Genomic DNA, 15510 nt, shown 5'->3' with positions numbered 1-15510 from the left:
TATTATCTATTTTGGAATTTGTATGTGACTATAATCTCCTAAGATTAATTTTATTGAATGTGGTTTCCTTTCTATCGAGATGATATTTGCATTTTCTCCAATAACTGATGATTCTATTCTAACAGGTATGTTTAAAATGTTTGCATCATTTAATATGATACTATGTTCTATTTCTGAAGAAGATATATAAACGCCATCTCCAATACTTGTATATGGTCCAATGTATGAATTACTTATTGTGGTATTGTCGCCAACTATTGCAGGACCTCTTATAATGGAATTGATGATTTTGGTATTTTTCCCAATAACTACATTACCTTGAATTAATGAATCTTCTCTTATTTCTCCTTCTATCTGCATTTCTTTTAATTCACTTAGTATTTTTCTGTTCGCTTCAATTAGATCTTCAGGTTTTCCGGTATCCTTCCACCATCCTTCAATAATATGTGCACCAACATTTTTAGAGTTGTCTATTAACCATTGAATAGCATCTGTTATCTCATATTCACCACGCCAGGAAGGAGATAAGTGATCAATTGCTTCGAATATTAGAGGTGTAAAAATATATACACCTACTATAGCAAGATTTGAGGGAGGTACCTTAGGTTTTTCAACAACTTTTACAACTTTCGAATCTTCTATCAACGCAATACCAAAATCCCAAGGGTTTTCTACAGGTGTGAGTAAAATATAAGATTCATATTCACTTTGTTCAAATTTTTTAATAAAACTTTTAAGATCAAAATGTACGAGGTTGTCTCCTAAAAACATTAAAAAATCCTCATTGTTTAAAAAATCTTTTGCAACTTTAACTGCGTGAGCTAATCCTTGAGGTTTTTCTTGAATAATATAAGTTATTTTTATATCTAGAGAACTTCCGTCTCCCAATACTCTTTGAAATGCTTCAATATTTTCTGGGCTTACTACGATTCCTATGTCTGAAATTCCTGATTCTTTTATTTTTTCTATGCTATACATAATAGTTGGTTTGTTTGCTATAGGAATCAATGGCTTTGCATTTGTTAGTGTTAAAGGTCGTAGTCTTGTTCCTTTTCCTGCACAAAGTATAAGAGCTTTCATTGTATTAATCCCCCTTTTATATATTAACTTTACCTATAATTTGTCGAACTGGTTTAGTAAAATTCTTGTAGTTTTTCCAAAATTACTTCAATTACCCAGCTTCTTTGAACTTTTGTTTGTTCCCCTGTTTCCATGTTTCTTACTGTTACTACATCATTTACAACTTCTTCGTCTCCCATAATTATCGAAAGCTTTGCATTCAGTCTATCTGCGTGCTTAAGTTGACCACCTAAATTCCTTTTTGATAAATTTAAATACGTTTTTATGTCATTTTTTCTCAATTCTTTAGAAAGCTTTATGCTTTCTAGTTCAGCTTGTTCTCCCTGATAAGCTATATAAACATCGATTTGTGATACCTTTTTGACTTCTATATGCTCTTTTTTAAGTGCTTCTATAATTCTTTCTATACCCATGGCAAATCCCACTGCAGGGGTCTTGGGGCCCCCAAGTTGCTCGACTAGGTCGTCGTATCTTCCTCCACCTGCTATAACAGCTTGTTCACCTAAATCTAAATGTTCTACTTCAAAAGCAGTTTTTGAATAATAATCTAAACCCCTCACTATTTTAGGATCTATTTCATAGGGTACTTCTAATATATCTAAATATTTCTTTAATTTCTCAAAATGTTCTTTGCTTTCATTGTCCAAATAATCAAGGATAGAAGGTGCATTTGAAGCAATTTCTTTATCAATTTTACAATCAATTAATCTCATGATGTTAGTATTATAGCGTCTTTGACAGTCTTCGCACAAATTAGGTAAAAATGGCGTGTAGTATTCTTTAAGCACTTTTTTATATTTTTCTCGGCTTTTTTGTGTTCCTATGGAATTGATTTTTATTTTGAAGTTAGTTAATTTTAAAGATCTAAAAAATTCATGCAAGAGATGTATAAGTTCGGCATCAGCTAAAGGATAATCTGTACCGAAGATTTCAGCACCTATTTGATAAAATTCTCTATACCTACCTGATTGTGGTTTTTCATATCTGAACATAGGACCTATATAAAAGAACTTTTGAGGAGAACCTAAGTTTATCAAAGAATTTTCAATGTATGCTCTAACTACAGAAGCTGTTCCTTCTGGTCTCAAAGTTAAAAGTCTACCTTTTTTATCTTCAAACGTATACATTTCTTTTTGAACAATATCAGTTTCTTGACCAACTCCCCTACTGAAGAGTTCTTCACTTTCTATAATTGGGGTTCTTATCTCTTTGAAACCATATTTTTCAAGAGTGTTTTTAGCTGAATTTTCAACATAATACCAGTAATTGATTTCGTCTCCAAATATATCTTTAGTTCCTTTTATTCTTTTATAATTACTCAAAACAGGAACCTCCTTATAGTTGTTTGTTTTTAATCACTTTAGAAATTCTAAAGTCCTTATTATATGTATATTTTGGGTTTAATTATTTTAACAAAATATCTCTTCAATACTGATCCTTACTGATTCTTAATTTCTTTAACCTTTTCAGTACTTGTACCAAGGAGGAGAGGGCTAAGCCCTGTTACCCTTTTAAATTCAAAAACGATAATTAACAATTGCATTTTTTGTATTAGAATAATGGTGATAAAAAAACATACCATTTATTATCATAAATATTCTATCACAAAAAATTAAGAGAGAGCTAAAGCTCTCTCTTAATTTTATGCTATATATAAAAGTTTAAACTATATTAGATATTCTGTTTATCTTTTCTTTATGTTTCTTTTTTTGTCTAAGTGCTTCCTATATTCGGGGATTTTTTTATCGCTATCTTTTAGGTATTGATTCAACTTCTTTTCAAAGTTTTGGGAGTTATTTGTGGCCTCATCGATTAGTTCATCATTATTCTCTTTTAGAGATAATTCATACTTTCCATCCTTTGTTTTTCCGATAATTTTTCCTTCAATTTCTTGACCGACGGTTAAAAAATCGGAAATCTCTTTTACATATTTTTTGGATATTTTAGAAATATGTATAAATCCTTCTTCTTTGTTTTCCAACTCTACAAAAGCACCAAACTTTTTAATATCAACCACTTTCGCTTTAACTGTATCTCCTGTTGCTAAGCTTTCGTTTACCACACTTAATACCTTGCCCTTGTCTCTCTACCACGAAAACCTTGCTAAGCCGTGATATCACCTTCGTACAAAGGTGGCCTGGGTCCCGGCGCTGGTCTTCACCTCCAAATATTTTTCTATTTCGATCAGATGTTGGTAACTTACCAACAGCAAGGTCTGATCGAGTAAGGCTTTTAACCTTTTGTATCAATAAATTTTGCCCGCTTATAAATCCCCCCTAAATAAAGTGATTTAGCAGTTTAATTTTCATTTTCAAAAAAATCTTTATACCTATTTTTGAATTTTTGAACTCTACCTTCAGTATCTATAATTTGAGAACCCATGTCTCCTTTATAGAAAGGATGGCATTTGGAACAAACCTCTAATCTAAAGTTGTCTACCGTAGTATAAAGTGTATGTTCTGCGCCACATGCACATTTTACTGTAACTAGCTTTAATTCTGGATGGATTCCTTGTTTCAATTCTAACACCTCTTAAGTATATTTTCTTGTCATTTGATTATACCATAATTATATATTATCTGTCAAACATGATTTTTTTCAGGAGTTATCGGTCTCTTTAAACTTTTGAGAAATATTTCTTACTTTTTGCGCTTTTTCCTCTGTTGTTATAAGGAGGCCGTCTTCACTTTCTACAACAACTATGTTTGAAAGTCCTATTACACCAACATTTTTATTGGATTTTACAAAAACATTTTCTCCGTCTATGATATGCACATTTTTCTTGTTATCAGAATATCCTGCTAATTCTCGTACTGAAACCCAATTTCCTACGTCTGACCATAAAAGATCCGTTTTTGTAACATATATTTTTTGTGACTTTTCCATAAGTGCATAATCTATACTAATTTTTTTAATATCTGGATATACATTTTTTAGTGTATAGATATTGAAAGGATCAATATCTATAAGTTTTTCGTAAATTTCATATGAATGTGTTTCCATCTCTTTTAAGAAAATAGATTTTTTCCATATAAAAATTCCGCTATTCCAGAAAAAATTTCCTTCTTTTATAAATGATTTAGCTGTTTCTTGATCGGGTTTTTCTTTAAATGATTTAACTTTAAAAATATTAGATTCTAACTCTTTATCTGCTTCTATATATCCGTATCCTGTTTCAGGACGAGTTGGAGTTATACCAAGTGTAAATAATCCATCATATTTGTGAGCTGCCTTGATACATTTACTTAATGTGTTCCAAAAAGCTTCTTTGTCGGGAATATAGTGATCCGCAGGTAAAATAACAACAGTCTCATTATCTTCCGCAATCAAGGTACCTAACATACATGCAGGTGCTGTATTTCTAGGAATTGGTTCTAAAATTATGTTTTTTTCGTCAATTTCCGGAATTTCTTGTTTAGTGATTTCAAAGTAATTTTCTGAAGTGACAATATATATATCGTCTGGATTCATTTTATATAGTAACCTTTCATACGTTTCTCTTATAAGACTTTTATCGGAAAAAAGCCTCAAAAATTGTTTAGGCTTTTTAGAATTTGAAAGAGGCCAAAATCTTTCTCCCGACCCCCCAGCGAGGATTATTGCTTTCATTATATATCCTCCTCAACATTAATAATATACTCACTTTAGAAATTCCAAAATCATTATAATATATATGTTGTAGAATTGATTTTTTACAAAATACCTTCTCAGTTCTAAAACTCACTAATTCTGAATTTATTGAGTTTTTTGGTACTTGTACCAAGGGATGAGGGCTCCGCCCTAGACCCGTTATAAGATCAAAATTCAATTTTTAAAAATCTTAATTTCTAAAGTCCTAAATTATGTAGTGACGTTTTTCTGAGATTTAAGCAAAGAAGGTAGGGCTCCGCCCTAGACCCGTTGTAAAATCAAAATCATATTTAATTAATATTTCAATTTATTATTGTAGCCTCTATCAAATCTAAAGGGATTGTTGATAGAGTCTACTCAAAAGTTCCTTTTGTTATAATTTTACCATTTTTCATCATCATTTTTCCTCTTGCTATGACACTTTTGATATCTAAAGTTTTTTTATCTAATATAACTAAATCAGCGTCACATTCTTCTTCTATTCGTCCTTTGCTTTCTAATTTTAAAAAAGTAGCTGGGTTAGAGGTAACCACTTTTAAAGCAATCTCTATTGGGATTTGTTCATTTATGATTGAATCTTTGACTTCTTGGTATAATGTGCTTACATCAGCAACAGTTAACCCAACATAATTTCCTTTTTCATCAAAATGAGGCATGCTTCCCTGGCCATCTGAAGAGAATGAAATATTGTCAATATTAACTCCTTCATCTAGTAACTTTTTCAAAGCTTTTGAAGGCTTTGAAATATCGTTTTCATCTAGTGTAGTAGAAGAACTTGTTGTGAAATCTATTCTTCCGCCCAACTTAATAAATTCTACACATGCTTTTATTGATTCTTGGTTTTTGTTCATGTGAGTTGGTAAAAATTGAGTTATTGGTAAATCTGAGTTGTTAACTACTTCTATGAGTGGTTGTATTAGTTTTTTTCCTCTTCCAACATGCACGTTTACAATACCGGCTTTTTTAGATAATATGCCTCCAACTCTTGCATCAGAAGTAATTCGTATTAATTCTTCAAGAGTAGGTTGAGAACCTCTATGATCAGATATGGCAATTTCACCAACACCTATTATTTCGTTTATAAATACTATATCATCTATTATTCTGTTTGTTAATGTTTTTAAAGGTAGATGATATGAACCTGTGTATGCATAACAACTTACTCCTTCATCTCTTAAAGCTTTTGCTTTGGCAATCAGATTTGTCATCGTTCTCGTGGCATTATCGGTTCCAAGAACACCAACAAGCGTAGTTATTCCAGCTTTTATTACCGATGAGAGCATTATTTCAGGTGTTCGTGTGCTGTATCCTCCTTCTCCACCTCCTCCAATTATGTGAACATGAGAATCAATAAAACCAGGTACTAAATAATCACCTTCGATGTCTAAAATTTCTACATCTAATGGGGAAGAGGAAGTAAATGAATTAGATATATATAGTATTTTTCCCCCACCAATCACTAAGTCTTTTTTTCCAAGATAGTGAGGGGAATAAACCTCTGCATTTTTAATTATTGTTAACAAATTTCCCACTCCTTTAATAAGTGAACTAAATTAATGTCTTTTTAAATTTTTTCAAATTGAAGCTTATACAATTCATAATAAATTCCTCGATTATTAATCAGATCTTCATGAGTACCTTCTTCTGCAATTAAACCTTCATGAACAACAATTATTCGGTTAGAACTTTTTACGGTGGACAATCTATGAGCTATTGAAATGATAGTGGCTTTTTCTGAGATTTTATTTAATGCTCTTTGTATTAGAAACTCGGTTTCAACATCTACATTAGCTGTTGCTTCATCTAAAATAATTATTTTTGCATCATATAATACAGCTCTGATAAGGGCTACAAGTTGTCTTTCTCCAGCAGAAAGACTAGCACCTCTTTCTGTAATAACAGTGTGATAATTATTCGGAAATTTAGAGATTATCTGATCAGCGTAAACAAACTTTGCTACACGTTTGACTTCATCTTCACTGATGTCTTGGTTAAATAGTCTTATGTTGTCTAAAATGGTTCCTGAGAAAAGATATACATCTTGTGGAACAACGGCAATTTTCCTTCGAACCATGTTCAAATCATAATCATATAATTCTTTATCATCTAAAAGTATTCGACCTTCTTGATATTTGTATAAACCACTTATTAGCTTAATAATAGTTGTTTTTCCCGAACCAGTTTCTCCAACTATAGCTACCCTCTCGTTGGGTTCTATCTTAAAACTGGCACCTTTTAGTACCTCTGTATTTCCATCATACGAGAATTTTACATTATCAAACTCTATTTTTCCTTTTTCGATGGTTTTGTAAATGCCTTTTCCTAGATCTTCTTGGTTTTGACCAAAAATTTTAAATATTTTTCCTGCTGAAGCAAAGGCATCTTCCATTATGTCAAATTTTTCAGCAATATCAAAGATAGGTCTGAAAAACATATCTATATATGCAGTGAAGGCATATATAGTACCAAAAGTTGTAACATCCTGTGTGATTTGTTTGGCTCCAACCCATAAAATTAGACTTAATGTAAGGTAATAAAGCAAATTCATTAATGGCCTAAAGATAGCAAAGACATACATTTGTTGCATATTTGCTTCATATAATTTTGTACTCATATATTTAAATTCATTTTCTTTTCTTTCTTCTTGATTAAATAGTCTAGTTACCATACTTCCGGATAAGTTTTCTGCTAAATACGAGTTTAAAGCGGATACTCTAGTTCTTACCTTATCATATGCTTTTCTATCAAAAGATCTGAACATAAAAGTGGCGACTACTATAATTGGAAGCATCATAAAGGTATACAAGCTTAATTGTACATCCAATAGTAGCATTAATATTATTACACCAATTAGAATAGCAATATCTTTTAATAGGCTCGTAATTACATCACTAAAAAAGTTTGACAAATTTTGGGTATCATGTACAACTCTTGTAGTAATCTTACCAGGGGTATTTTTTTCAAAGTAATTATATTCAATTCTTAATAAATGTTTATATAGATCATTTCTTAAGTTATAAACAACGTTTTGTCCAACAATGTTTGAAAAATATAGTTGGGTATAGTGTATTAAAAACTGGGCAAATAACAGAAAAATAAAGAAAAAACTAAAATTTCTAATACGTTGAATTGCACTATCAAAGTAAGAAGCATAATATTCACCAGGAACTTCTATAGTTTCATTAGTTTGTTTATTTATCATGTAGTAGTTATTATCTATTTTTTTTAAAACGTAAGTACCCTTTGTATCTTCAACAAAAGTTGGAGGATTAGAATCTTTAAGTGTAAAGGAATATTCAACATTAATGACATTATCAATACCAAATTTTATTACATAAGGCAATCCCAATTCGATAAGTGTAGCAGCCGCTAATGCTATAAGTGTCAAAAATATTAATAGCTTATATTTTTTTATATATTTCCACAGTCGAAGAACTGTTTTAAAATCGCCTTCACTTTTTTCTTTTTCTTCTAAGAATATATCTTCATGAATTGAAGCCATTGTTTGATCAATCCTCCACTTTTTTCTCTATTAGTTGTTTAATATACATTGAATAGTATATTCCTTCTTTTACAATTAATTCGTCATGATTTCCTTCTTCGACTATTTTACCATCATCAAACACAAATATTTTATCTGCATCCTTTACAGCCTTTAGCCTGTGAGAAATTACAACTATAGTTTTTCCTTCTGTTTCACTTCTTAAGGTTTTTATTATTTCTTCTTCTGTTTCCGTGTCGACTGCTGATAAACAATCATCTAGGATGATCATTTTTGAGTTTTTTGCAAGTGCCCTTGCAATAGTAACCCTCTGCCTTTGACCACCAGATAAGGTTGCTCCTCTCACTCCAACAACTGTTTCATAGGCTTTTTCTAAATTTGTTATATCTTCATGGACATGAGCCAGTTGCGCATATTCTTCCGCATAGGGTTCTAATTTTTCATCTGAAAAAGCTATATTTTCTCGTACTGTCATAGAAAATAAAAAGCTTTCTTGAGGAACATAAGAAACATTTTCTCTTATAAATCTACCGTTTATATCGTTAATATCTTTTCCATCTAGGAAAATAGTACCACGTTCAACAGGATACATTTTAACTAATAGTTTTGCAAGTGTTGATTTGCCTGATCCTATCTTTCCAACGAAAGCCACCATTTCTCCAGGTTCTATTTTCATATTAACTCTTTTTAGGACTTCTCTTTTTGTTCCTGGATAAGAAAAAGATAAATTTTTGATCTCATATTTTCCCTGAAAATCATATACTTCGTATGGAGGTTCTACTACAGAGTTTGGCTGATTAAGTACTTCGTTGACCCTTTTTAGAGAGGCTTTAGCTCTTGCTAATAAGTTAACAAAATCTCCAAATGCAATCATCGGCCACACAAGCATTCCTATATATTGGTGAGTCATAATGAAATCTCCAAGAGTGATTTGATTGTTAATAACCATTGGTCCTCCAATATTGAAGATGATTATTGTAGAAAGCTGACCAACTAACATTGCTAGAGGATACATTAATCCTGCCACTCTGATAAGTTTAATAAAGGAATTGTAGTATTCTTTTGCTTTATTAGCAAATATCTTTTCCATAACTTCATGATTAGCATAAAGTTTAATAACGTCAATTCCAGCTATATCTTCTTCTGTAATGTTTGATAATTCAGAAGTCTTTTTCTGAAGGTCCATAGCTCTTCTTTGAATCATTCTTCCGAAAATTAAGGAAATCACAGCTATGGAGGGTAAAGGGATGATTGCAATTAGGGTCAATTTCCAGTCAACAAAACTACCCATTGCAATTATTGTTAGCGAAGTCATGAAAACTGCATCTACTATCATGATTATAGAGTTACCCATAAGACGCCTTAGCAGGTATACATCAGAGGTAAATCTTGTCATCAAATCTCCAGTACGCCATTTATCAAAAAAGTCTTGATCTAAGTGAATGATATGTTGAAACATATTGTTCAGAAGTTGAAATTCAAAAAGTCTAGCTGTTCCATTGATTGTAATTCTCCAGAATATTCTTCCTATTGCTAGACCAACTGCAAGCATCAATATTCTAAAGATCAAAGAATTCACATACAACATATCTGGGACAGCTAACCCCACAGCATCAATAATACTTCCAATCTGCTTTGGAATGAAAATCTGTATTACATCAACTGTTATTAGAAATGTTACCCCTATTAGATATCTCCACCAATGCTTTTTGAGAAAATTTTTTATCAAGGTTTCACCATCCATATTTTAATAATCTACATTTAGTTTACATTCCTTACTTTTATTATATCATTCAGAATTACGAATGTTAATAACTTTTCCATAAAAATATGTTATGATAATATTAATTATAATAATATTTAAATTTAAGGTGATAAAATGTTCGAAAGACATGATTCTGTATATAATTTTTGGTTTGAAAATGGGGCAAGCAGTGTTTATTTTTTTGAATATAGTGATGGTTTAATAGCCTTTGATAGTTCTCTTTATCCACAAAAATTTGAAGAAATGACAAGCATAGTTGAACAAAAGACCTCAAAAGTACTTAAAAAAATTTTTTTTACCCACTTTCATCCCGATCATACTTTTGGAGGCATTTTTAGCGATAGAAAAGTAGACATTTTCTTAAACAAAACAACTTTTGATTTATTAGCAAGTATGGATAAAAATTTTTTAATGGAGACTTCAAAAATAGCAGAATATAATTTCAATAATTTAAAAGAAGCTTTAAACCAAAAAAATATTTTTATTTTTGAGAAATCTTTTTTCATGGTTTTTCAGGATAATATTATAGCTGCGGAAGTTGTTGGAGGGCATACACCTGATTCTACAATCTATACTTTAAAACCCCAAGATTATATCATAACGGGGGATCTTGTATTCTCAAGGGTTCATGCAGAAATATTAAATTCAGATGTTGAAGAATGGACGAGTATACTACAGAATATGAAAGGCTTAAAGATAAAAAAGATTTTACCTGGGCATGGAAAAGCTGGCTCAAAGGACCTTGTTCTTGAGCAAACTAAATACTTGTTAGATAAAAAAAAGAACGTTCCATTGAGTAAAAAATATGAGGGCTATGCTTTAACAGAATTGGCTTCACTTTAAGGTTTTTATTCTCTCCCTTAATGAAACAATTTCTGTAACCCTTATTCCAAAGTTTTCATCAATAACCACTACTTCTCCCCTTGCAATCAGTCTATCGTTTGCATATATATCAAGTGGTTCACCGGCTAGTTTGTTTAATTGTATTAAAGATCCTTCGTGAAGATCTAATATTTCTCTAAGTGTCATCCTTACTGACCCTAGTTCAACTTTTATCTCTAAAGGAACGTCCATTAATAATTCTAACTTAGAAAAGTCTATTTGTTCTGATATACTATCTTCCTTCTTTTCAAATTCTCCAAACTCTACAGGTCTAACTTTGACACCACCTTCCTTGATTACATTAGAATTGATATCCTTTTCATGTTTGAAAAGATTTGCGCTAGGGGTACGTTCAACCTTTTTCTCAGGCTTTTTTTTCGTATCAACTTTACTCATACCATATGCTTCTTCAAGCTTTTCCTTAATTGTATTCGCAAATTTTAAGGGTATAAACTGCCAGAAAACAGTTTCTGCGATGCCTGAAATCTTAACCTTAAATTTTACTGAAATGACGTAGGCTTCTTTGTCAGTTTCTATTGGAGGAAATTCAACCGTAGGATCAGAAAAATCCAGCAATTCGGTTATTGGAGGAGAAATCTCTATAGTAGTTTTTAAAAAGTCTGATAAAGAAGTTGAAGCAGTCCCCATCATTTGATTCATAGCTTCGGATACAGCACTTAAACTAATTTCGTCAATTTCACCAGTAGTTTCATAAGGATCTTTTCCAAGCATCAAGTTTGCTATAATGTTTGTTAAGTTAGATGGTAGAACCAGTGTGTTCATACCATATAGCCCTTTTGTATATTCTACTGTAATAACAACATGTTCACCTTTGAAGTTGGTCTTTATGTTTTTAAACTTTACTATGCTTGTCTCTGGATATTCTATATCGATTTTTCTTCTTAAAAGTGTGGATAAGGTTGTTGCACCAGATCCCATCGTTATATTTGCAATTTCTCCAATTATGTCTAGTATTTCATCTAATTCATCCTCTCTTGGTTCATTTCTCTGAGTAGGATTTTGTATACCTTTTAATAATTTATCTAATTCTTCTTGACTCAAAAATTCATTGTCATTAGGCACTATGATTCATCTCCTTCTCGGATTGTTTGGTTGGAGAAGTTTTTTGTTTTGAGAGATAATCTTGAATACTTTTTTCTATGAGGATTTTCTCTAATAATTCTTCATCTTTCTTTACAACTTTAACCCCATGAAATCCCTTTATTTTACCAATTTGAGCCTTGAACACTTTTGTTCCTTCTATTTCTAACTCAATAGGTTCATCATGAAAGGAGTCTAATCTAACTACATCACCAACTTCTAAATCCAGTATATCTTGTAAGCTAACTGTAGTTCTACCTAGTATGGCGGACATTTTCAGTTTTGAAAGCAGTAAAGTTCTTTTTAAAAAATCCTTTGATTCTTGAGAGTATTTATAGGTTCTTGCCCACATTCTTGTTGACAATTTATCATTAAGAGGCTCAAGGGTGGAAGATGGGTAACAAAGATTAACAAACCCTTGAATATCTCTTATGGTAACTGATAATGTGACAAGAATAGCCATTTCATTTGAAGGGGCTATTTGAACAAACTGTGGATTAGTCTCTAAATTTTCTAAAATAACATCAAATTCTTCAACATTAGCCCAAGATCTTGATAGTAATCTTAATATTACGGAACATTCTTTTCTAAAAATATTCATTTCTAATTCTGTAGGAGTTCTTATATCTTCTAAGGTCGAACCACTTCCACCTAAAAGTCTATCAATAATTACATACCCTATATCTAAACCCATTTGATATATAGCGCTTCCACTAAAGATATCTGAAGAGAATATAACCATTAAAGTTGGGGCATTAAGCGATTTTTGAAATTCTGAAAAAGTTATTTGATCTATACTTGCATATTTAATATCAACAAAAGTCCTGCACCTACCAGAAAGATAAGTAGAAAGTTCTCTTGCAAAGTTTTCGTGAACTAACTGAAGAGTTCTTAACTGTTCGCGTGAGAACTTCATAGGCCTTCTAAAATCATATTCTCTAATTTTTTTCTCTTCTTTTTTGAATTCTTCAAATATTTTTTCAGGCGATTCCCCAAGAGCCATAGATTTTAATATATTATCTATTTCTTCCTGAGTAAGCATTTCATCTTCAGGCATTTTAACACCTCTTTTTATGTAGCATTTGTAATTGTCATGATGATTAGTGTGACCTTTATTACGCCTAATTGCTCTCGTTCACCGGTAAAACCAATAATTTCATTTACCGAGTTTATTATTTGTTTTTTTGTCAATTCAATGCCAGATGGAGTAGACAATTCGTTTCTGGTTTTGTTTAGAAATATCATTCTAATTGCTTCTAATATTTCTAATCTATATGCATTAATTGCATCTCTAGCTTCTGTACTTCCTACGTCTAGTTGAAGTGAATCAATTACAGCAACATCATATCCACCTTTTAACATAACAGGGTATCTAGCCCCCTCTTGCAAAAGAATTACCCTCAAAGGGATCTTAGAAGAGTATTGGGAAGAAGTTTTAGTGCTTTCTACAAGATTACTAGAAAGTACCTTTACAATAAAAAAAGATGTAATACCTGAAATAGCTAAAGCTACGACGATAACGATAATTAATGTCATTAGAAAATTAGGTTGACTTTTTTTCTTTTTCGTTTCGGGAGCATTATCGATTTCATCTGGCACTTTATCCAACCTCCAAAATATTAAAAATTATTATCTAACTCTCTGACGAAGTATCAAAATATCAATTCGTCTATATTGATTTCTTAATTCGTCTCGTTTGGTGTTATATTCATTTTCTAATTCGATTTTAATTTGTTGAAATTCTGCTGCGCTTAACTTTCCTTGCATATAATCTAGAGTTGCTAGATTCAATCTTGAATCAATTTCTGCTTTTAGTAAATCTAAATCTTTTTGAATGTCCTTGTCACCTAAACCAATTGGATAAAACCTATTTGGATTATAATAATAATCTATATCAAATTGTCCCAAATTAATTTCTGCCATTCTTTCAATCATTCTTCTATTTTTCATTTCACCAGTAAAAAAATTTACAACGCTAGCAGCCCTCGCAGCACTTAAATGCCAATTAGAGGGATAAACACTAGTTGGCAAAACTTGTTCATCGTCTGTAAAACCGTAGACTTCAATAGCATTTGAAGTATGTTCTAAGATAATTGTGCCAATTTTATACAATAGCTCTTTAGCTTCTGCGGTTAGTTCTGCTCTACCAGATCTAAAAAATGCAATATCCCTCATAGATATTATCGTCCCTTTATCGGTTTCCTCAATAGTAATTTTTCCTTTATATTTTTCATCTTCAACAATTTTTAAAAGCTCCGATTTTATACCAGGTTGTGAGGTAATGAGGGGTTCTTCAGATATGCTCTTTCCACCTACTAGGATACCAATAGGCTGACCTTCAAAAGCACTTTGTATACTCATCGCTGCTTGTTGGAATTTTCCTGGTGATATGGATGACATACCAAACAATGCAATAAACATTGTCAAAAGTAATGTTGTCATATCAGTAAATGTTGTCATCCATTTTGCTTCGGGTCTTTCAAACTTTTTTTTATTTCTAGCCACTGTTTCACCTCAAACTTTTTCTAGAAGTTTGATTCACCTTTACTTCTTTCGTATTCTTGTCTCTCGGCTGCACTTAAAAAAGCCTTTAATTTTTCTTCCATCAATCTTGGATTTTCACCTTGAACAATGGATAATACACCTTCTAGCATCATCCTCATTTGGTTTAAATACTTATTTGTTCTTCTTTTTAACTTTTCAGCAGGAGGAAGTGCTAAAACATTGGCTATTAGAGAACCATAAAAGGTAGTTACAAGTGCAATAGACATACTTGGACCAATAGTTGAAGGGTCTGTCAAGGTGTCTAATAATAATATCAATCCTATTAAGGTTCCAATCATACCAAATGCTGGAGCCATTGTTCCCCAAGTATCTAATACACTTATTTTTTCTTCTTGTTCTTCTTCATACATATCCATTTTTATTTCAAGAATTTTTCTGATTTCATCAGGATCGGTTCCATCAACAGCTGCCCTTAATCCATCTCTTAAAAAATCGCTTTGAATTGACGGCAAGTCTTCCTCTAATGAAATCATACCCTCTCTACGTGCTTTTTCAGAAAAAGAATACAAAGTTCTAAGTGCCTCAATATTATCAATTTTTGGATTTTTGAGTGATTGTAGAAAGATATTAAAAATCTTAAAAGATGTTGAACTAGGATGAGCTATAAAAGTAGCTCCTAAGGAACCTATAACGGTTATAAAAAAAGATGGAATATCGATCATTTTACCAAATTCAGTTCCTACCCCTAGGACAATAGCAAACAAAGCAAATACCAAACCTATCAATGTTGATATATCCACTAGAACCCCACCTCTTAACTCTCAATATTATTAAAATTAATTATCACCAAATATCTTTCTATTATATTGTATCATCTTTTCAATAACTTCTTCGATCGTTTCTTTAACTATATATACATGACCGTTCATCATAGTTATTGTGGTGTCTGGGCGACATTCAATTTTTTCGATTTGATAAATGTTTAAATAAAACTCGTCACCATTTAATTTGGTCAATTTTATCATAAATTGTTCACCATTCCATA

General features: G+C 31.5%; 15 protein-coding genes. 1 reads left to right on the top strand and 14 read right to left on the bottom strand.

What is annotated here, in order from left to right:
- Positions 1-6 precede the first annotated feature (6 nt).
- The 8 genes from DTL3_RS00575 to DTL3_RS00540 all read right to left on the bottom strand — a co-directional run bounded on the left by DTL3_RS00575 (position 7) and on the right by DTL3_RS00540 (position 9956).
- Positions 7-1080 (bottom strand): glucose-1-phosphate thymidylyltransferase, encoded by a 1074-nt coding sequence (locus DTL3_RS00575; protein WP_045087068.1) that lies wholly within the window; start codon positions 1078-1080, stop codon positions 7-9.
- A gap of 53 nt (positions 1081-1133) precedes the next feature.
- On the bottom strand, positions 1134-2402 hold the full coding sequence (hisS, locus tag DTL3_RS00570) for a histidine--tRNA ligase (RefSeq protein ID WP_045087067.1): 1269 nt from the start codon (positions 2400-2402) through the stop codon (positions 1134-1136).
- A gap of 362 nt (positions 2403-2764) precedes the next feature.
- The gene (locus DTL3_RS00565) at positions 2765-3142 is read right to left on the bottom strand and encodes a S1 RNA-binding domain-containing protein (RefSeq protein WP_045087066.1); all 378 of its coding nucleotides are present in this window, start codon (positions 3140-3142) and stop codon (positions 2765-2767) included.
- A 236-nt stretch (positions 3143-3378) separates the two neighbouring features.
- A complete protein-coding gene (rpmE, locus tag DTL3_RS00560) occupies positions 3379-3600 on the bottom strand; it encodes a 50S ribosomal protein L31 (RefSeq protein WP_045087065.1) in 222 nt (73 codons plus the stop codon).
- 78 nt (positions 3601-3678) lie between these two features.
- Positions 3679-4689 carry a mannose-1-phosphate guanylyltransferase gene (locus DTL3_RS00555; RefSeq protein WP_045087064.1) on the bottom strand — a complete coding sequence of 337 codons (1011 nt, stop codon included), beginning with the start codon at positions 4687-4689 and terminating at the stop codon, positions 3679-3681.
- A gap of 374 nt (positions 4690-5063) precedes the next feature.
- A complete protein-coding gene (gene iadA, locus DTL3_RS00550) occupies positions 5064-6233 on the bottom strand; it encodes a beta-aspartyl-peptidase (RefSeq protein ID WP_045087063.1) in 1170 nt (389 codons plus the stop codon).
- A 41-nt stretch (positions 6234-6274) separates the two neighbouring features.
- Positions 6275-8212 (bottom strand): ABC transporter ATP-binding protein, encoded by a 1938-nt coding sequence (locus DTL3_RS00545; protein ID WP_052670191.1) that lies wholly within the window; start codon positions 8210-8212, stop codon positions 6275-6277.
- Between the two features lie 7 nt (positions 8213-8219).
- Positions 8220-9956 (bottom strand): ABC transporter ATP-binding protein, encoded by a 1737-nt coding sequence (locus DTL3_RS00540; protein WP_045087062.1) that lies wholly within the window; start codon positions 9954-9956, stop codon positions 8220-8222.
- Positions 9957-10091: 135 nt separating this feature from the next.
- On the opposite strand from DTL3_RS00540, the gene DTL3_RS00535 reads away from it, so the two are divergent.
- Positions 10092-10820 carry an MBL fold metallo-hydrolase gene (locus tag DTL3_RS00535; protein WP_045087061.1) on the top strand — a complete coding sequence of 243 codons (729 nt, stop codon included), beginning with the start codon at positions 10092-10094 and terminating at the stop codon, positions 10818-10820.
- On the opposite strand, the gene fliY is transcribed toward DTL3_RS00535, so the two are convergent.
- Genes fliY through DTL3_RS00505 form a run of 6 tightly spaced genes read right to left on the bottom strand, consistent with a single transcriptional unit; the run spans position 10812 to position 15490 of the window.
- On the bottom strand, positions 10812-11942 hold the full coding sequence (fliY, locus tag DTL3_RS00530; RefSeq protein WP_045087060.1) for a flagellar motor switch phosphatase FliY: 1131 nt from the start codon (positions 11940-11942) through the stop codon (positions 10812-10814). The two genes, DTL3_RS00535 and fliY, sit on opposite strands and share 9 nt — an antisense overlap.
- On the bottom strand, positions 11935-13017 hold the full coding sequence (gene fliM / locus DTL3_RS00525) for a flagellar motor switch protein FliM (protein WP_084217065.1): 1083 nt from the start codon (positions 13015-13017) through the stop codon (positions 11935-11937). Before fliM ends, fliY begins: the two co-directional genes overlap by 8 nt.
- Positions 13018-13031: 14 nt before the next feature.
- Complete coding sequence (locus DTL3_RS00520) at positions 13032-13559, bottom strand: flagellar basal body-associated FliL family protein (RefSeq protein ID WP_052670186.1); 528 nt, start codon at positions 13557-13559, stop codon at positions 13032-13034.
- 30 nt (positions 13560-13589) lie between these two features.
- Positions 13590-14465: an OmpA/MotB family protein gene (locus DTL3_RS00515; protein ID WP_084217063.1), complete on the bottom strand. Its 876-nt coding sequence runs from the start codon at positions 14463-14465 to the stop codon at positions 13590-13592.
- Positions 14466-14485: 20 nt separating this feature from the next.
- Entirely contained in the window at positions 14486-15265 is a 780-nt protein-coding gene (locus tag DTL3_RS00510; protein WP_045087059.1) for a motility protein A, read from the bottom strand.
- 36 nt (positions 15266-15301) lie between these two features.
- The gene (locus DTL3_RS00505) at positions 15302-15490 is read right to left on the bottom strand and encodes a flagellar FlbD family protein (protein ID WP_045087058.1); all 189 of its coding nucleotides are present in this window, start codon (positions 15488-15490) and stop codon (positions 15302-15304) included.
- Positions 15491-15510 lie beyond the last annotated feature (20 nt).

Origin of the sequence: Defluviitoga tunisiensis (assembly GCF_000953715.1) — a bacterium.
Taxonomy (GTDB): Bacteria; Thermotogota; Thermotogae; order Petrotogales; family Petrotogaceae; genus Defluviitoga; species Defluviitoga tunisiensis.
This window is presented reverse-complemented; position numbering and strand designations above follow the sequence as displayed.

Bases quoted from the DNA above. Each gene is read 5' to 3' on its own strand.
- DTL3_RS00555 (WP_045087064.1), bottom strand. From the start codon at position 4,689: ATGAAAGCAATAATCCTCGCTGGGGGGTCGGGAGAAAGATTTTGGCCT.
- DTL3_RS00535 (WP_045087061.1), top strand. From the start codon at position 10,092: ATGTTCGAAAGACATGATTCTGTATATAATTTTTGGTTTGAAAATGGG.
- fliM (WP_084217065.1), bottom strand. From the start codon at position 13,017: ATGCCTGAAGATGAAATGCTTACTCAGGAAGAAATAGATAATATATTA.
- DTL3_RS00540 (WP_045087062.1), bottom strand. From the start codon at position 9,956: ATGGATGGTGAAACCTTGATAAAAAATTTTCTCAAAAAGCATTGGTGG.
- DTL3_RS00505 (WP_045087058.1), bottom strand. From the start codon at position 15,490: ATGATAAAATTGACCAAATTAAATGGTGACGAGTTTTATTTAAACATT.
- DTL3_RS00545 (WP_052670191.1), bottom strand. From the start codon at position 8,212: ATGGCTTCAATTCATGAAGATATATTCTTAGAAGAAAAAGAAAAAAGT.
- DTL3_RS00575 (WP_045087068.1), bottom strand. From the start codon at position 1,080: ATGAAAGCTCTTATACTTTGTGCAGGAAAAGGAACAAGACTACGACCT.